Genomic DNA, 15772 nt, shown 5'->3' with positions numbered 1-15772 from the left:
ATCTAGGCTGCGGCGGAGACGTCGGGATCGGCGAGGCGGATGCAGCTGCGCCCCTCGCTCTTGGCACGGTAGAGCGCGCGGTCGGCACGCTCTACGAGGTCCGACAGCGGCTCCGCTCCCTGGCGGGCGGCAACGCCGAGGCTGGCCGAGACCTGGAGTGCCAGCACCTCCGAGACGGGCAGGTGGCGTGAGGCGAGTGCCTCCTGGATGCGCAATGCCGTCCGCCGCGCGGCGCCGAGCCCGGCTCCGGGCAACAGGATGGCGAATTCCTCCCCGCCGAAGCGGCCGACGAGATCCCGGTCCGCCCGCACAAGTCCGAGCAGGACGTCGGCGAAGGCCCGGATCACGGCATCGCCGGCAGGGTGGCCATGGCTGTCGTTGACCGCCTTGAAGTGATCGAGATCGACGACGATCAGCGCGATGTCGGTCTGGTTCTCCTCGCAGAGCGCCATGGCTGCATGGGCTTTCTCCGTGAAGGAGCGCCGGTTGAGCAGGGCGGTCAGTGGGTCCGTTTCGGCGAGGCGGCGCAGTTCCTGCTCGCGCTGCTCCCGCTGGCCGATCTCCTGCGAGAGTGCGCGGCGGGTGGCGCGTTCTCGGCCGATCTCCAGGGCCAGCATCGCGGCGCGGCTCTTCAGCGTCTGGTTCGCTACCGTCAGCTCCGAGACGTCGGTAATCGTCAGGACGAGCCCGTCGCCGAGCGGCGCGACCGCGATCTGCAGCCAGACCTCGTCACCGTCGCGCAGGAAGAAGGTCTCGATCATGTCGGGACGCTTCTGCTCCAGCACCGTAAGGCAGCGCCGCCAGATCGTCGGCTCGGCAAGGAAGGGTAGGGCGGTGCGGGCATCCCCGTCCACCGGATCGCGGTCCGCCCCGCCGGCTATCGAGGCGGCCCGGCGATTGGCGGTGATGATCACCATGCGCTCGACCTGGCCTGCCTCGTCGCGGATGGCGCGCAGGGCGACGATTCCAGAAAGGGAGGTTTCGAGGACGGTCGTCAGCAGCTCCTCGTGAAACTGCAGGGGGCGGCTGAACACCACGAGCAGTCGGCTGCCGTCGGCCGTGGTGGCCGGCATGATCAAGCGCTCCCACATGCTGACGCGCACCGTCGACAGGGAGCGGTGCACCGTGTAGAGCGCGTGGCCCTCGTCGAGCGCGCGGTTGCAGCAATCGATGGTGAAGCGCGCGACCTGCGGCGCCATCCCCGAGACGCGCCCCTGCAGCCGGCTGGCGCCGACATAGCGTATGATGTGCTGGCCGTAATGGATGAAGGTGTAGTCATCGACCTCGGGCTTGAGCACGAGCAGGTCATGGCCGAAAACCGGCATGACCTCGTCGCGGAAGGTCTCATAGGGAACACCGGACCGGCCACGCGCACCGAGCTCGAAACGCCGCAACAGCTCCGCCACTTCCCGCGCATGCGCACGGGCCGGGATATGGCTGGTGTGGACTTCCTGATACATGCTGTTTCGGACAGGGGTTCCGCAGCGACGCCCGCGAGGCTAGCAACGCGTCCTTGAGAAAGTGTTCCGTTGGGGCATTGCATTTGTCGCAGGCAAGGGGTCCGTTCGGCGGCCGTACGGTTAGCTCTTGACCGGTGCGTTTGCGTCCATTAGCGTCCCGCAACATCTGCAAAGGGTCGGAGCGCGATGCGCAAGCTTATTATCGTACGGGTGCGCTGGTAGGGGCCGGTTCTTGAGTGAACCGCGTCAACCCCGACGCCAGCGCACGTTCAGGCCCCCTCGAGGGCCTTTTTTATTGCCTATTTCCGACCTCGATCCCAACCGAACTGCTGCAGGAGACCGTTATGAGCGAGATGATGACCGGTGCCGAGATGGTCGTCCGCGCGCTTCAGGACCAGGGTGTCGAACATCTGTTCGGCTATCCCGGTGGCGCCGTGCTTCCGATCTATGACGCGCTCTTCCAGCAGGAGAAGGTCAAGCATGTGCTCGTCCGCCACGAGCAGGGCGCAGTGCATGCGGCCGAGGGCTATGCGCGCTCCGGTGCCGGCAAAGTCGGCTGCGTGCTCGTCACCTCCGGACCGGGCGCGACCAACGCGGTCACCGGACTGACGGATGCGCTGCTCGACTCGATCCCGCTCGTCGTCATCACTGGCCAGGTTCCGACGCATCTGATCGGCTCCGACGCCTTCCAGGAGTGCGACACGGTCGGCATCACCCGCTCCTGCACCAAGCACAACTATCTGGTGAAGAGCATCGAGGACCTGCCGCGGGTCCTGCACGAGGCCTTCTATGTCGCCGCCAACGGGCGCCCCGGCCCGGTCGTCGTCGACGTGCCGAAGGACATCCAGTTCGCATCCGGCCTCTACAGCCGCCCGCGCGACAACCAGCACAAGACCTATCGCCCGGTCATCAAGGGCGACCTGAACAAGATCAGGGCCGCGGTCGAACTGATGGCGAGCGCCAGGAAGCCGGTCTTCTATACGGGCGGCGGCGTCATCAATGCCGGCCCGCACGCCTCGGCGCTGCTGCGCGAGCTGGCGCGGCTGACCGGCTTCCCGGTCACCTCGACTCTGATGGGGCTTGGCGCCTTCCCGGCGGCCGACAAGCAGTGGCTCGGCATGCTGGGCATGCACGGCACCTACGAGGCTAACCTCGCGATGCATGACTGCGACGTCATGATCAATATCGGCGCGCGCTTCGACGACCGCATCACCGGCCGGCTCGACGCCTTCTCGCCGCGCTCGAAGAAAATCCACATCGACATCGATCCGTCCTCGATCAACAAGAACGTCAAGGTCGATATCGGCATCGTCGGCGACTGTGCCCATGTGCTCGAGGACATGGTCCGCGTCTGGCGCGAAACCTCGCCGCAGGTCGACAAGACGGCGCTGACGACCTGGTGGACGCAGATCGACGGCTGGCGGGCGCGCAAGAGCCTCGGCTACAAGAATTCGGATACGATCATCAAGCCGCAATACGCGCTGGAGCGGCTGCATGCGCTGACCAAGGACCGCGACACCTACATCACGACCGAGGTCGGGCAGCACCAGATGTGGGCGGCGCAGTATCTCCAGTTCCAGGAACCCAACCGCTGGATGACCTCGGGCGGGCTCGGCACGATGGGCTACGGACTGCCGGCGGCGATCGGCGTGCAGATGAAACATCCCAAGGCGCTGGTCATCGACGTCGCGGGTGAGGCTTCGATCCTGATGAACATGCAGGAGATGTCGACAGCGGTGCAGTATCGGCTGCCGGTGAAGATCTTCATCCTCAACAACGAATACATGGGCATGGTGCGCCAGTGGCAGGAATTGCTGCATGGCGGGCGCTATTCGGAGAGCTATTCGCAGTCTCTGCCCGATTTCGTGAAGCTCGCCGAGGCCTATGGCGGCCATGGCATCCGCTGCTCGGACCCGGCCAAGCTCGACGAGGCGATCATGGAGATGATCGAGACGCCGAAGCCCGTGATCTTCGACTGCCTCGTCGCGAAGGAGGAGAACTGCTTCCCGATGATCCCGTCGGGCAAGGCGCATAACGAGATGATCCTGCCCGATTTCGAGGGCGACACCGGCGAGATCATCGACGCCAAGGGCAAGCAGCTGGTTTGACAGGGCGCGTCATGCTCGGGCTTGACCCGAGCATCTCGGGCCAGAAGGGCGCCACATCCTGATCGTCATTCTCGGGTCTGCGCTCCGCGCGCCCGAGAATGACGATGGCGGCGAGCAAGGGGGACCTCATGACCACGATCGGCCTGATCGGCGGAATGAGCTGGGAATCGACCGCGGTCTATTACCGGCTCCTGAACGAAGGCGTGCGCGCCCGCGCGGGCGGGCTGCATTCGGCGGATGTGCTGCTGCATTCGATCGACTTCTCGCCGATCGCCGAGATGCAGGCGCAGGGCGACTGGGCCGCGGCAGGCGCCGCGCTGGCGGAGAGCGCGCGGCGGCTGGAGCGGGCCGGTGCTTCGTGTCTCCTGCTCTGTACCAACACCATGCACAAGGTCGCGGACCCGATCATCGCCGCGACCATGCTGCCCTTCCTGCATCTCGCCGATGTGACGGCGCGGGCAGTTCTCGCCTCCGCCGCTCGCCGGCCGCTGCTGCTGGCGACGCGTTTCACCATGGAGCAGGGATTCTACCGCGACCGGCTACGCGCCTTCGGCGTCGAGGCGCTGGTGCCGCGGCCCGGCGAACGCGACGAGGTGCACCGCATCATCTATGAGGAGCTGTGCCGCGGTGAGGTCAAGCCTGCTTCGCGAGAGCGCTATCGCGCCATCGTCGAGCGGGCGGTGCGGGAGGAGGGGGCCGATGGCGTCATCCTCGGCTGCACCGAAATCACGCTCCTCGTCTCGCAGGCGGATTTTTCCGTGCCCGTGTTCGACACCACCGCGCTGCATGTCGCGGCGGCGCTCGATTTCGCGAGCGAGGCGGAGAGCGTCGCGGCATGAAACTGCTGATCGGCAACAAATGCTATTCGTCCTGGTCGCTTAGGGCCTGGCTGCTCCTGCGCGCGACCGGCCTCGCCTTCGAGGAGAAGCTCGTCCTGCTCGACGAGCCGGGCTTCAAGGAGGCGATCTTCGCCGAGGCGCCGGGCAGCGGCGGCACCGTGCCGACCCTCATCGATGGCGGCGTCGCCGTCTGGGAGACGCTGGCGATCGCCGAATATCTGCATGAGACGCGTCCGGAGGCGGGGATCTGGCCGCGCGACGTGGCGGCGCGCGCCCATGCCCGCGCCATCTCGAGCGAGATGCATGCGGGCTTCACCGCGTTGCGCGGTGCCTGCCCGATGAATCTCGGCAAGCGCTTCGCTGGGCGCGACCGCGGCGCCGGCGTCGCCCGGGACGTGGAGCGGATCACCGGCATCTGGCGGCAGGCGCGCGAGCGTTTCGCCGGGAGCGGGCAGGGGCCGTTCCTCTATGGCGCCTTCTCGGCCGCCGATGCGATGTATGCCCCGGTCGTCACCCGGCTCGATTCCTACGGCATCGCCGTCGATGCCGCTTCGCAGGACTACATGCGCGCCGTGCTCGGCCTGCCCGCCTATCGGGAGTGGCTCACGGCGGCGCTGGCCGAGCCCTGGGTCGTCGCCCAGGACGAGGTCGAGGAGCCCGCCCTGGCCGATTTACGCCAATCCTGATCCCATCCGCTCCAACGCCTACAGGTCTTTCCATGTCAAAGCCCGCTACGCATTATCCGAACGCTCCCAAATCCCAACCCGTCGCACGCCACACGCTCGCGGTAATCGTCGACAACGAGCCGGGTGTTCTCGCTCGCATCGCCGGGCTGTTTTCCGGGCGCGGCTACAACATCGAGAGCCTGACGGTCTCCGAGACGGAGCATGAAAAGCACCTCTCGCGCATCACGGTCGTGACCTCGGGCACGGGCCATATCGTCGACCAGATCAAGGCGCATCTCGACAGGCTCGTGCCCGTCCACCGCGTCGTCGACCTGACCGAGCAGGGCGAGGCGATCGAGCGCGAGCTTGCGCTGGTCAAGGTGGTGGGCAAGGGCGACCATCGTGTCGAGGCGATGCGGCTGGCTGCCGCCTTCGGCGCCCGCACGCTCGACGCCTCGCTGACCTCCTTCATCTTCGAGTTGACCGGCACGACCGACGAGGTCGAGCGTTTCATCAAGCTGATGACGGTCGTCGGGCTGACCGAGGTTTCGCGCACCGGCATCGCGGCGATGAGCCGCGGACCGGACGCAATGTGATTTCGGGCCGATGGCTCCCGAAACACTGAACATGGTTGCGCTCGCGCTTGGCGTCGCCGGCTTCGGCTGCTTCGGCTGGCCGATCCTGCAGCGCATCAACGGCAGGGCGCCGGCCGAGCAGCCCGGCAGCGGCAAGAGCCTGCGCTCGCCGCTGTGGTGGGCGGGCTTCCTCCTGACGATCGCCGCGATCTTTCTCCAGCGCATGGCGAGCCAGCAGGCTGCCGGGCTTTAAGGCCGCGCGGATCCTTCTTGCAGGCGCGTGGCGCCTGCGCTAGAGAGCCGAACCGTAACGTACGGTACGGCATTCCGAGCTTCGGCGAACAGTGACGACAGCGCGCAACATGGCAGCGGAGACGGAAGAGCCGACGGCCCGGCAACAGGCCGTGCTCGACGCCGTGCTGTCGCTGATGGTGGAGGAGGGCGACAAGCTCACCATGACTGCCGTCGCGCGCCGGGCGAGCTGTTCCAAGGAAACGCTCTACAAATGGTTCGGCGACCGCGACGGGCTGCTGGCCGCGACGGTGCGCTGGCAGGCGGCGCGCGTGCGCGCTGGCCGATACGACCGGCCGACGCTCGACATCGCCGCCCTGCGCGACAGCCTGAAGGGCTTCGCCGCGACCTGGCTGACCGTCATTTCCAGCCCGACCTCGATCGCGCTGAACCGCCTCGCCATCGGCCATGCGGCGTCGCGCAAGAGCAATCTCGGCGGCATCGTGCTGGAGAACGGCCGCTTTGCCATCGGCGAGCGGCTTCGGCCCGTGCTCGAGGCCGGCCGCGAGGCCGGGCTGCTCGCCTTCGACGATTCCGAAACGGCCTTCCGCAGCTTCTTCGGCCTCGTCGGGCGCGACGTGCAGATCCGGCTCCTGCTCGGGGACATCCTCTCGCTGGGCCGTGACGAGATCGAGCGGGACGCCGCCCGGGCCACCGACCAGTTCCTCGCACTTTACGGGCGGACGGAATCCGCACCGGAAGCCTGAAGAAACCACCCAGACCCAAGGAAGGATATTTCACATGCGCGTCTATTACGATCGTGATGCCGACATCAACCTGATCAAGGGCAAGAAGGTCTGCATCGTCGGCTACGGCTCGCAGGGCCACGCCCATGCGCTCAACCTGCGCGATTCCGGCGTCAAGGAGATCATCATCGCGCTGAAGGCCGGCTCGGCGACCCGCAAGAAGGCCGAGGAAGCCGGCTTCAAGGTCATGACCCCGACCGAGGCCGCCAAGGTCTCCGACATCATGATGATGCTGACCCCCGACGAGCTGCAGGGCGACATCTATCGCGACGAGCTGCACGGCAACATGAAGGAAGGCGCCGCCCTCCTGTTCGCCCACGGCCTCAACGTCCATTTCAACCTGATCGAGCCCCGCAAGGACCTCGACGTGCTGATGGTCGCGCCGAAGGGCCCCGGCCACACGGTGCGCTCGGAGTACCAGCGTGGCGGCGGCGTGCCGACCCTGATAGCGATCCACCAGGATGCGACCGGCAACGCCCACGACCTCGGCCTGTCCTACGCCTCGGCCAATGGCGGCGGCCGCGCCGGCATCATCGAGACCACCTTCAAGGAGGAGTGCGAGACCGACCTCTTCGGCGAGCAGGTCGTGCTCTGCGGCGGTCTGGTCGAGCTGATCAAGGCTGGCTACGAGACGCTGACGGAAGCCGGCTATGCCCCCGAGATGGCCTATTTCGAGTGCCTCCACGAGGTGAAGCTGATCGTCGACCTGATCTATGAGGGCGGCATCGCGAACATGAACTACTCGATCTCGAACACGGCCGAGTTCGGCGAGTACGTCACCGGCCCGCGCATCATCACCTCCGAGACCAAGGCCGAGATGAAGCGCGTGCTGGCCGACATCCAGTCGGGCAAGTTCACCCGCGACTGGATGCTGGAGAACAAGGTCAACCAGACCTCGTTCAAGGCGACCCGCGCCCGCTATGCCGCGCATCCGATCGAGGAAGTCGGCGCCAAGCTGCGTGACATGATGCCTTGGATCAAGGCCAAGGCCCTGGTCGACAAGACCAAGAACTGAGATCGGCGCGCGGGAGGCCACGGCCTCTCGCATACCGATCCAGCGGTTTGCCGGACCGATCGAGCTTTCGGCCGCAAGCGACGACAGGTTCGTACTTCTAGGAGGCGGGTGCAGCGATGCGCCCGCCTCTTTTGCTTGCGGGGCGTGGTCGTGGCGGGCCCTGGAACCGATGCGGCGACCGCGCGTTTTCTTTCTCATACGAGACAAGCGGGAGCAGGCAGATGGAGACCGATCGCAATGGGTTGGCAGCGGGCCGTCATCGCAGAAGCGGCCGGCCGCGCGATGTGCGGGTCGCCGTGGCGCCGCCCGATGTGCATTGGCGCTGGTCCCTGTCGGCTGCCTTGTTCGCAGGGCTCGCCATCGCGCTGCTGCTCGGGAACGCAATCGGCCTGATTCAGGGCTAGCGCGTAGCTGCGCCAAGTCCCAGCGGAGGAGACCAGATGAGCATCGATGCCGAAGACCGCGCCGAAGCGCGCGCGAGAGTTCAGACCGAGAGCCCTCGTGACGGAGAGAAGGTGCCGCCGATGCGGCCCGACGATCACAGCAGTGCGAGCCCGGCGGTGGAGACACCCGTCGAGGCACGGCAGGGGTTTCTCGGCCGCCCGGTGCTGGGCGTGCTGATCGGTGGCCTTGTCCTGGCGATCATCGCCTGGATCGCCGTGGAACTCCTGGCCTATTGATGGCCTGCTGATTTGACGTTGCGGCTCCCCGATCAGGATAGGGAGGTGGCGATGCACATATTGAAGCTGATGGACGGGCCGGTCGCAGCCGGCATCGCACTCGGGCTTTCGCTGGCTTTGTTGCTGGCTGTCGTGCTCGGGTTGGCCTGAACGGTCGGCCGGCCCGAACGATGTTCTAGCGTGACAGGAAGCCGCCTTGGGTGGCCATCTCGGCCAGGCGGCCCGCGCCGTAGAGCAGTGCGAAGCCCCATGCGAATGATGCCAGCCAGTTGGCGATCTGGAATGGCCAGAACGGCATTTTCACGATGCCGGCCACGATCGCGACCACCGCGCGCAGCGGCCCGAAGAAATGCCCGATCAGGATGCTGGCGATGCCCCATCTCTCAAAGAAGGCGTGGCCGCGGGCCAGCATTTCGGGATTGCGGTTAAACGGCCAGTAATTCTGGACGCGCGGGCCCAGCATCTGCCCGGCCCAGTAGGACAGCCAAAAGCCGACGCCCGAGCCCGCCGCTGCTGCGATGGCCAGCGGTGCGAGTTGTAGTCCGGACGCTCCTGCAACCGCGCCGAAAGCGGTGAAGAACACCGTAGCGGGCACGAGCCAGGACAGGATCGCGATACATTCGCACAGGGCGACAAGAAAGACGATCGGGATCGCCCATTCCTGATTGTCGCGCATGAAGGTGACGAGCGCGTGCATCCACAGGTCGAGTTGGGCCATGTGCGTCCGGTTCCGAGGGTTGCGGGCTTATCGCCGTACCGCTGCATCATTGCAACCGGCCGCGTCGGCTCGTGCATTGGTCCGTCAAGCCAGGGGCCACTTTGCTGAAGGACCCGCGCCGTCTCCGCCGAATGATCGGGTTTGCCTTGTCCGGCCGTTGGCCTAATCTCCCCGGCAACATGCAAAGCTTGGCCGGCGCCATCAGGCGTGCCAGCGCCGATGGGGAAACGGTTCATGGAGCTGCAACAGCGCCCGCACGGCGATGCGGGAGCGACGGGCGTGCCGTCGCAAGCACCTTCGCCGCAACAAGCGCCTTTGCTACAACCTGCCGCGGTTGCGCTCGGTGGCCTCGACATCACCTTCCATCTCGAAGGCGGCAACCGATATCAGGCGGTCACCGGCATCGACCTCTCGGTTTCTGCCGGCGAACTGGTTTCGGTGGTGGGGCCGACGGGCTGCGGGAAGTCGACCCTGCTCAACGCGGCCGCGGGACTGCTGACGCCGTCTGCCGGCACGGTCACGATCTTCGGCAAGCCACTCTCGGGGCTGAACCGGCGCGCCGGCTACCTGTTCCAGCAGGATGCGCTGATGCCGTGGAAGACGGCGCTCGACAACGTCAAGGTGGCGCTCGAGCCGATGGGCGTGCCGGATGCCGAGGCCGACAAGCGGGCGCGCGACTGGCTCGCCCGCGTCGGCCTGCGCGCCTTCGTCGACCGCTATCCGCATATGCTCTCGGGCGGGCAGCGCAAGCGCGTGGCGCTGGCGCAGATGCTGATCCGCGACCCCGAGATCCTGCTGATGGACGAGCCCTTCGGGCCGCTCGACGCGCAGACGCGGCAGATCATGGGCAATCTCCTGCTCGATCTCTGGTCGAAGGATCGCAAGGCGCTGATCTTCGTGACGCATGACCTCGAGGAGGCGATCGCGTTGTCCGATCGGGTCGTGGTGATGTCGGCCGGGCCTGCCGCCGGTATCGTCGCGGACTACAAGGTGCCGCTGCCGCGCCCGCGCGATATCGCCGAGATCAGGCTGGAAAAGGCCTTCCACGAAATCCATCGCGACATCTGGGCCTCGCTGCGTGTCGAGGTGCAGAAGGCCTACGCGATGGGCGAGGGCAAGGAACTGGTCGAAGGAGCAGCTTCATGAACCGCGTGAAACTGCTGGTGCTGCAGGCGCTGGTGATGGTCGTCGCCCTGGCCATCTGGCACGTCGTCACCACGACGAGCCTGTTCGGCGACGTCAAGACGACGCAGTTCTTCTTCTCGACGCCGATCGACGTCCTCGCCCGGACCTGGCGACAGCTGACCGGCACCGAAATCTACTGGCATCTCGGCATCACGCTGACCGAGACCGTGCTGGCCTTCGTCATCGGCTCGGCCGCCGGCATCCTGTTCGGCTTCGCCTTCGCGCGAAACGCGCTGCTGGCGGCGGTGTTCGATCCCTACATCAAGGCCGCGAACGCGCTGCCCCGCGTGGTATTGGCGCCGATCTTCGCGCTCTGGTTCGGTTTGGGTATCTGGTCGAAGGTCGCGCTCGGCTTCACGCTGGTCTTCTTCATCGTCTTCTTCAACGTCTATCAGGGCGTGCGCGAGGTCTCGCCGACCGTGCTGGCCAACGCGCGCATGCTCGGCATGAACGAGCGTCAGCTCTTCAAGCACGTCTACTGGCCCTCGGCGCTGACCTGGATGTTCTCGAGCCTGCACACCTCGGTCGGCTTCGCGCTGGTGGGTGCGGTGGTCGGTGAATATCTCGGCTCGTCTGCCGGGCTCGGCTACAAGATCCACGAGGCCGAGAGCGTCTTCGACGTTACCGGCGTGTTTTCGGGCATGCTGATTCTGGCCATATTCGTGATCGCGATCGATTCCTTCGTGACCATGGTGGAGAAGCGGCTCCTCGTCTGGCGACCGGGACAGAGTTCGACGACGACATAGATCACCATGCCTCAGCGGCGCATCTCGGCGAGCGCTCTCTGCAGCGGGGCGGCCGAGACCTGGATCGGCCCCTCGAACGGCGCGTCCATGTCGACGATCAGGTAGATCGCTCCGCCCATCAGCGCCGCAGCCGCGACGAAGCTCGTCACGATCACCGCGTTGCGCGGCGCCCGAAAGCCGTAGGTCGTGAAGATCAGCATGAGCCAGGCGACGAGCATCAGCACGAGCGGCCGCGGGATCGAGCCCTCGGCCTGTTCCACCAGCGCCCAGCGCAACTCCAGAACCTTGCGATACTGGTCGCGAATGTCGTTCCAGATCGAAAGCTGAGGGTCCCGGCTGGGCGCGAGGGCCCGCAACCCGGCTCCCAGATTCTCCAGCAAGCGTTCGGCGGTCGTGTCGGAATGCCCGCCTTCGGCGTTCCAACTGCCATTGGCGGCGCGTTCCGCATAGGAGCGCAGCTCCCGGCGCGCCTCGCTCGCCTCGGGCCCATAGAGAACCAGCATCCTGTCGAGCAGGATCAGCTCCGTGGCATAGCTGTGCACGTCCCGGTTGACCGCATCGAACCTGCCCTTGGCCGAGGAAATCATCAGGCCCAGCACCAGCGAGGTCATCACCATGAAGGTGTTGGCGATCAGCCGAACCACGGCGTGGGTGTCATCCTGACGCTGATGCGAAGGCAGCCGCTCGTAAAGGAAAAGCGTGCCCAGCGACGCCGCCGTCAGGCAGACAAACACGAATACAGCAATCCGTACCTCGTTCATGGCCCGCCCTCGCCGCGCTGTTGCACCATGTGGACATGTGCGGAAACGTCGGATGGTTATGACTGTTTGTAGGCCTGATCGGGATTCTTGCTCCGGCTGCTCGACCTCGCCTATGTTCTTCGCGAATGCGCCCGTCAGAAGAGGCGACATCGTCCAACCCGGAGGAACACCCATGTTTTTGTCCCGCCGCGGCGCGCTGGCCGCGCTCGCCCTTTCGACCTCGCTAGGCTTCGCCCCTTACGGCGCACTGGCGCAGACCGCCGAAAAGCCCAAGCTGACGCTCGGCGTCGGCGGCAAGCAGCTTCTCTACTATCTCCCGCTGACCGTGGCGGAGAAGAAGGGTTTCTTCAAGGATGAGGGGCTCGACGTCGAGATCAACGATTTCGGCGGCGGCGCCAAGTCTCTGCAGGCCCTTGTCGGCGGTTCTGTCGACGTCGTCACTGGCGCCTATGAGCACACCATCCGCATGCAGGCCAAGGGGCAGGATATCCGCGCCGTGATCGAGCTCGGGCGCTTCCCGGCCATCACCATCGCGGTGCGCAAGGACCTCGCCGACAAGATCAAGACGGCGGCCGATTTCAAGGGGCTGAAGATCGGCGTCACGGCGCCGGGCTCCTCGACCGCGCTGACCGCGCAATACGCGATGGTCAAGGCTGGGCTGAAGGCCAGCGATGCCCCGATCATCGGTGTTGGCGCCGGCGCCAGCGCGGTCGCCGCGATCAAGCAGAAGCAGGTCGACCTGATCTCGCATCTCGACCCCGTCACCTCCAAGCTCGAGGCCGATGGCGACGTGGTCGCGCTCATCGACACGCGTACCGAGGCCGGTACCAAGGCGCTCTTCGGCGGCGCGAACCCGGCCGCCGTGCTCTATCTCAAGAACGACTTCGCCGAGAAGAACCCGGTTACGACGCAGAAGCTGGTCAACGCGCTGATGAAGTCGCTGAAATGGCTCGAGACCGCGAAGCCCGAGGATGTCGCGGACCTGGTGCCGACCGAATATCACCTCGGCGACAAGCCGCTCTATCTGCGGGCGGTGAAGAACTCGCAGGAGAGCTATTCGCGCACCGGCATCTCGACGCCCGACGCGATGAAGAGCATGTACGACTCGCTCAAGCTGCTCGATCCGGAACTCGCGGCGTCGAATGTCGATCTCGGCAAGACCTTCATCGACAGCTTCGCCAAGAAGGCCGCTTCGGGTTCGTAAAGCAAGGCGGGATCTCGGCTGGCGATGCGATCGCGTCGTCTTCCCGGGCGACCGTAGGAGCACCTGGATGACGTCCTGGTTCCGCGAGAGGCCGGGATGCTTCGGAGCGGAACATGCTCCCTCTCGACTTCCCGCAACGCCTCGGTCAAGCTCACTCTCCTTACCCAAGGAGAGCCAAGATGACCGAGCGCGTTGCGATCGAGGCTTTGCTCAGGAACGCCTATGCGGCGCGGGTGCAAGGCGATCTCGACAAGGTGATGTCCTACTTCCATCCGGAATGCCGCTTCCATCTGATGGGAGCGCCCGAGGTGGGGCCGGCCTGCCATCCGCATTCCGGCAGTGCGGCGGTCCGCGAGCATATGGCCGGCCTTATCCATACATTCGCCTTCTCGAAGTTCGAGACACTCGACCTCATCGTCGAGGGGGATCGCGCGGCGCATCGCTGGCGGGCGGACGTGACCTTCATACCCACGGGGCGGACGCAGAATTTTGAGGCCCTCGACATCGTCGTCTTCGAGGACGGGAAGGTGCGCAACATCACCCAGTTCACCGATACGGCGGGTGTGATGCGGCTGGGCGAGGCCTGATACGAACCGGTGATCGCCTGCACGGATGCTTTCGATTTGCGTGCGGCGCGGCAAGTTGGGTCGCCGCGCGTCCTGCCGGATGCGCTATGTCGATCTATCTCTTTGTTTAAGCATCGGATTCGTCCGAAAAGTGGATTCCACTTTTCGGTCCGATGCTCTAGGTTCGCCGCGTCGTTTCGCTGAAGGCTTCTCCTGCCGCCATGAACATCCTCTCGATCCAGTCGCATGTCGCCTATGGCCATGTCGGCAACGCCTCCGCCGTCTTCCCGATGCAGCGTCTCGGGGTCGAGGTCTGGCCGATCCACACGGTGCAGTTCTCGAACCACACCGGCTACGGCGCCTGGAAGGGGCGGGTGTTCGACGGCGGCATGATCGATGAGGTGATGGAGGGCATCGCCGAGCGCGGGGTGCTGCCGTCCTGCACCGGCGTGCTCTCGGGCTATATGGGCTCGGCCGATATCGGCCATGCGATCCTCTCGGCCGTGGAGCAGGTGCGCGCGGCCAATCCGAAGGCGCTCTATTGCTGCGATCCGGTGATCGGCGATGTCGGGCGCGGCATCTTCGTCCGGCCGGGCATTCCGGAATTCATGCGCGAGCAGGCCGTCCCCGCGGCCGACATCGTCACCCCCAACCAGTTCGAGCTCGAGCTGCTGACGGATATCGAGATCAGGACGATCGCCGATGCGCATCGCGCGGTCGAGGCGCTGCGCGACGCCGGGCCCAAGGTGGTACTGGTGACCTCGCTCCAGACCGAGGAGACGCCGGACGACGCGATCGACATGATGGCCGCCGATTCACGTGGGGCCTTCCGCGTCCGCACGCCCAAGCTCGACGTCAGCGTCAATGGTGCGGGCGATGCGATCGCGGCGCTGTTCTTCGTGCATTACCTGCGCGAGGAATCCGCCGCGACTGCGCTGGCGAAGGCCTCGGCCTCGATCTTCGGCCTGCTGAAGCGCACCAAGGAGGCGGGCTCGCGCGAGATCCTCACCGTCGCGGCGCAGGACGAGTTCGTGACGCCGTCGCGGCTCTTCGAGCTGGAAGCGCTCTGAGCCGTGTTGAAAGCGCAATGAAGCTGCGCGTTGGGACCTTCAACGTCGAGAACCTGCTGACGCGGCACCGGTTTTCGTCGAATGGGCGCAACGATACCGCTGCGGCGATGTCGCTGTTCCATTTCCCGCGCAGCGACGAGCGCGACGCGGTCGAGCGCTCGCTGGCGGTGGCGCTCGAGGACGACAAGCGCCAGATGACGGCGCTCGCTTTGGCGGAGGCGCAGGCGGATCTCTGGATGCTGCAGGAGGTGGATTCGCTCGCCAGCCTGCAGGCCTTCTTCGCCAACTACGTCCACCGCATCGCGGATTTCCGCTACGGCCATTTCGGTCTGATCGACGGCAACGACCGGCGCAACATCGATATCGGCTTCGCGGCACGGCGCGATCTTCTCGGGCCCCAGCAGGTCGCGATCCGGTCGCACAAGGACGTGACCTTCGCCGAGGCCGGCGTCCATGACCGCGAGCTTGCCCTGCTAGGCATCGGTCCGCACGGCAAGGTGTTCGCGCGCGACTGCCTCGAGGTGGAGCTGACCTTCGACGGGCGGCGGCTCAGCCTGTTCGGCTGCCATCTCAAATCGATGAACAATGGCCGCGAGGATGGCCGCGAGGCAACGCTGCCGGTTCGCCGGGCCGAGGCGCGCGCCGTGAAATGGCTGATCCAGCAGCGGTTCGGCGGCGGCTGGCGCGAGGCGAACTGGATCGTGCTCGGGGACCTCAACGGTTATCGATATGGGCTCGGGCCGCTGGCCGAGCGGATCGACGAGGGCGACAGCGGCATCGAGCCATTGCTCGACGACTTCGCCATAGACCCGATGGAGACGCTGCCGGTGCATGAGCGCTGGACGCATTTCAGGCGCTACTGGTCCGAGAGCCAGGAACGGCTGATCGACAGCCACATGCCGCTCGACCACATCCTGCTGTCGCCGGCGCTGGCGGCAGCCAACCCGACGCCGGCGATGCAGATGATCAGGCGTGGCCTGCCCTATCGCGTGCCGCTCGACCCGCGCGAGCCGGACCGCTCCATGGCCAGGCTCGCGACCTGCGCCGACCGCTATCCACGCGTCGGCTGGGACCGGCCGAAGGCCTCCGACCATTGCCCGCTCACCATCGAACTCGAAATCCCGGCAGGGTGACCCCAGGATG

Annotated in this window: 18 protein-coding genes; 15 read left to right on the top strand and 3 right to left on the bottom strand. The window is 65.9% G+C overall.

Going from position 1 to position 15772, the window contains the following annotated elements; genetic code table 11:
• Positions 1-2 precede the first annotated feature (2 nt).
• Positions 3-1460, bottom strand: coding sequence for a GGDEF domain-containing protein (locus ASE63_RS22770; RefSeq protein WP_082610210.1), 1458 nt, complete (start codon positions 1458-1460; stop codon positions 3-5).
• A gap of 344 nt (positions 1461-1804) precedes the next feature.
• Between ASE63_RS22770 and ASE63_RS22765 the strand changes: the two genes are divergently transcribed.
• The 9 genes from ASE63_RS22765 (at position 1805) to ASE63_RS22725 (ending at position 8379) form a co-directional block, all read left to right on the top strand.
• Entirely contained in the window at positions 1805-3568 is a 1764-nt protein-coding gene (locus tag ASE63_RS22765) for an acetolactate synthase 3 large subunit (protein WP_056807059.1), read from the top strand.
• A 128-nt stretch (positions 3569-3696) separates the two neighbouring features.
• Complete coding sequence (locus ASE63_RS22760) at positions 3697-4407, top strand: aspartate/glutamate racemase family protein (RefSeq protein ID WP_056807501.1); 711 nt, start codon at positions 3697-3699, stop codon at positions 4405-4407.
• Complete coding sequence (locus tag ASE63_RS22755) at positions 4404-5093, top strand: glutathione S-transferase family protein (RefSeq protein ID WP_056807057.1); 690 nt, start codon at positions 4404-4406, stop codon at positions 5091-5093. The genes ASE63_RS22760 and ASE63_RS22755 overlap by 4 nt, the downstream gene beginning before the upstream one ends.
• Before the next feature lie 32 nt (positions 5094-5125).
• Positions 5126-5668, top strand: coding sequence for an acetolactate synthase small subunit (gene ilvN / locus ASE63_RS22750; RefSeq protein WP_056807051.1), 543 nt, complete (start codon positions 5126-5128; stop codon positions 5666-5668).
• 10 nt (positions 5669-5678) lie between these two features.
• The gene (locus ASE63_RS22745) at positions 5679-5900 is read left to right on the top strand and encodes a hypothetical protein (RefSeq protein WP_156410554.1); all 222 of its coding nucleotides are present in this window, start codon (positions 5679-5681) and stop codon (positions 5898-5900) included.
• A 109-nt stretch (positions 5901-6009) separates the two neighbouring features.
• Complete coding sequence (locus tag ASE63_RS22740; protein WP_056807046.1) at positions 6010-6645, top strand: TetR/AcrR family transcriptional regulator C-terminal domain-containing protein; 636 nt, start codon at positions 6010-6012, stop codon at positions 6643-6645.
• A 34-nt stretch (positions 6646-6679) separates the two neighbouring features.
• A complete protein-coding gene (ilvC, locus tag ASE63_RS22735; protein WP_056807043.1) occupies positions 6680-7699 on the top strand; it encodes a ketol-acid reductoisomerase in 1020 nt (339 codons plus the stop codon).
• Positions 7700-7920: 221 nt separating this feature from the next.
• The gene (locus ASE63_RS22730; RefSeq protein WP_056807040.1) at positions 7921-8103 is read left to right on the top strand and encodes a hypothetical protein; all 183 of its coding nucleotides are present in this window, start codon (positions 7921-7923) and stop codon (positions 8101-8103) included.
• 36 nt (positions 8104-8139) lie between these two features.
• Positions 8140-8379 (top strand): hypothetical protein, encoded by a 240-nt coding sequence (locus tag ASE63_RS22725; RefSeq protein ID WP_056807037.1) that lies wholly within the window; start codon positions 8140-8142, stop codon positions 8377-8379.
• A 175-nt stretch (positions 8380-8554) separates the two neighbouring features.
• Here the strand turns inward: ASE63_RS22725 and ASE63_RS22720 are convergent, their stop codons facing one another.
• Complete coding sequence (locus tag ASE63_RS22720; RefSeq protein ID WP_056807034.1) at positions 8555-9097, bottom strand: DedA family protein; 543 nt, start codon at positions 9095-9097, stop codon at positions 8555-8557.
• Positions 9098-9331: 234 nt separating this feature from the next.
• On the opposite strand from ASE63_RS22720, the gene ASE63_RS22715 reads away from it, so the two are divergent.
• Both ASE63_RS22715 and ASE63_RS22710 read left to right on the top strand, forming a co-directional pair.
• A complete protein-coding gene (locus tag ASE63_RS22715) occupies positions 9332-10243 on the top strand; it encodes an ABC transporter ATP-binding protein (RefSeq protein WP_082610209.1) in 912 nt (303 codons plus the stop codon).
• On the top strand, positions 10240-11028 hold the full coding sequence (locus ASE63_RS22710) for an ABC transporter permease (protein ID WP_056807029.1): 789 nt from the start codon (positions 10240-10242) through the stop codon (positions 11026-11028). The genes ASE63_RS22715 and ASE63_RS22710 overlap by 4 nt, the downstream gene beginning before the upstream one ends.
• Positions 11029-11039: 11 nt before the next feature.
• Here the strand turns inward: ASE63_RS22710 and ASE63_RS22705 are convergent, their stop codons facing one another.
• Entirely contained in the window at positions 11040-11789 is a 750-nt protein-coding gene (locus ASE63_RS22705) for a DUF4239 domain-containing protein (protein ID WP_056807026.1), read from the bottom strand.
• 172 nt (positions 11790-11961) lie between these two features.
• On the opposite strand from ASE63_RS22705, the gene ASE63_RS22700 reads away from it, so the two are divergent.
• The 4 genes from ASE63_RS22700 to ASE63_RS22685 all read left to right on the top strand — a co-directional run bounded on the left by ASE63_RS22700 (position 11962) and on the right by ASE63_RS22685 (position 15762).
• On the top strand, positions 11962-12993 hold the full coding sequence (locus ASE63_RS22700; RefSeq protein WP_082610208.1) for an ABC transporter substrate-binding protein: 1032 nt from the start codon (positions 11962-11964) through the stop codon (positions 12991-12993).
• Between the two features lie 179 nt (positions 12994-13172).
• Entirely contained in the window at positions 13173-13580 is a 408-nt protein-coding gene (locus ASE63_RS22695; RefSeq protein WP_056807023.1) for a nuclear transport factor 2 family protein, read from the top strand.
• Between the two features lie 200 nt (positions 13581-13780).
• Positions 13781-14629 carry a pyridoxal kinase PdxY gene (gene pdxY, locus ASE63_RS22690; RefSeq protein ID WP_056807020.1) on the top strand — a complete coding sequence of 283 codons (849 nt, stop codon included), beginning with the start codon at positions 13781-13783 and terminating at the stop codon, positions 14627-14629.
• A 17-nt stretch (positions 14630-14646) separates the two neighbouring features.
• Positions 14647-15762, top strand: a complete 1116-nt coding sequence (locus ASE63_RS22685) for a hypothetical protein (protein WP_056807017.1) — start codon at positions 14647-14649, stop codon at positions 15760-15762.
• Positions 15763-15772 lie beyond the last annotated feature (10 nt).

Source organism: Allobosea sp. Root381 (assembly GCF_001429395.1).
In the GTDB taxonomy this organism is placed as follows: Bacteria; Pseudomonadota; Alphaproteobacteria; order Rhizobiales; family Beijerinckiaceae; genus Allobosea.
The sequence above is the reverse complement of the archived record's forward strand: the minus strand, read 5'-3'. Positions and strand labels throughout refer to the sequence as shown.

What these genes read in the sequence shown, in the direction of transcription:
- ASE63_RS22770 (WP_082610210.1), bottom strand. Translation starts at nt 1,460, where the DNA reads ATGTATCAGGAAGTCCACACCAGCCATATCCCGGCCCGTGCGCATGCG.
- ASE63_RS22765 (WP_056807059.1), top strand. Translation starts at nt 1,805, where the DNA reads ATGAGCGAGATGATGACCGGTGCCGAGATGGTCGTCCGCGCGCTTCAG.
- ASE63_RS22760 (WP_056807501.1), top strand. Translation starts at nt 3,697, where the DNA reads ATGACCACGATCGGCCTGATCGGCGGAATGAGCTGGGAATCGACCGCG.
- ASE63_RS22755 (WP_056807057.1), top strand. Translation starts at nt 4,404, where the DNA reads ATGAAACTGCTGATCGGCAACAAATGCTATTCGTCCTGGTCGCTTAGG.
- ilvN (WP_056807051.1), top strand. Translation starts at nt 5,126, where the DNA reads ATGTCAAAGCCCGCTACGCATTATCCGAACGCTCCCAAATCCCAACCC.
- ASE63_RS22745 (WP_156410554.1), top strand. Translation starts at nt 5,679, where the DNA reads ATGGCTCCCGAAACACTGAACATGGTTGCGCTCGCGCTTGGCGTCGCC.
- ASE63_RS22740 (WP_056807046.1), top strand. Translation starts at nt 6,010, where the DNA reads ATGGCAGCGGAGACGGAAGAGCCGACGGCCCGGCAACAGGCCGTGCTC.
- ilvC (WP_056807043.1), top strand. Translation starts at nt 6,680, where the DNA reads ATGCGCGTCTATTACGATCGTGATGCCGACATCAACCTGATCAAGGGC.
- ASE63_RS22730 (WP_056807040.1), top strand. Translation starts at nt 7,921, where the DNA reads ATGGAGACCGATCGCAATGGGTTGGCAGCGGGCCGTCATCGCAGAAGC.
- ASE63_RS22725 (WP_056807037.1), top strand. Translation starts at nt 8,140, where the DNA reads ATGAGCATCGATGCCGAAGACCGCGCCGAAGCGCGCGCGAGAGTTCAG.
- ASE63_RS22720 (WP_056807034.1), bottom strand. Translation starts at nt 9,097, where the DNA reads ATGGCCCAACTCGACCTGTGGATGCACGCGCTCGTCACCTTCATGCGC.
- ASE63_RS22715 (WP_082610209.1), top strand. Translation starts at nt 9,332, where the DNA reads ATGGAGCTGCAACAGCGCCCGCACGGCGATGCGGGAGCGACGGGCGTG.
- ASE63_RS22710 (WP_056807029.1), top strand. Translation starts at nt 10,240, where the DNA reads ATGAACCGCGTGAAACTGCTGGTGCTGCAGGCGCTGGTGATGGTCGTC.
- ASE63_RS22705 (WP_056807026.1), bottom strand. Translation starts at nt 11,789, where the DNA reads ATGAACGAGGTACGGATTGCTGTATTCGTGTTTGTCTGCCTGACGGCG.
- ASE63_RS22700 (WP_082610208.1), top strand. Translation starts at nt 11,962, where the DNA reads ATGTTTTTGTCCCGCCGCGGCGCGCTGGCCGCGCTCGCCCTTTCGACC.
- ASE63_RS22695 (WP_056807023.1), top strand. Translation starts at nt 13,173, where the DNA reads ATGACCGAGCGCGTTGCGATCGAGGCTTTGCTCAGGAACGCCTATGCG.
- pdxY (WP_056807020.1), top strand. Translation starts at nt 13,781, where the DNA reads ATGAACATCCTCTCGATCCAGTCGCATGTCGCCTATGGCCATGTCGGC.
- ASE63_RS22685 (WP_056807017.1), top strand. Translation starts at nt 14,647, where the DNA reads ATGAAGCTGCGCGTTGGGACCTTCAACGTCGAGAACCTGCTGACGCGG.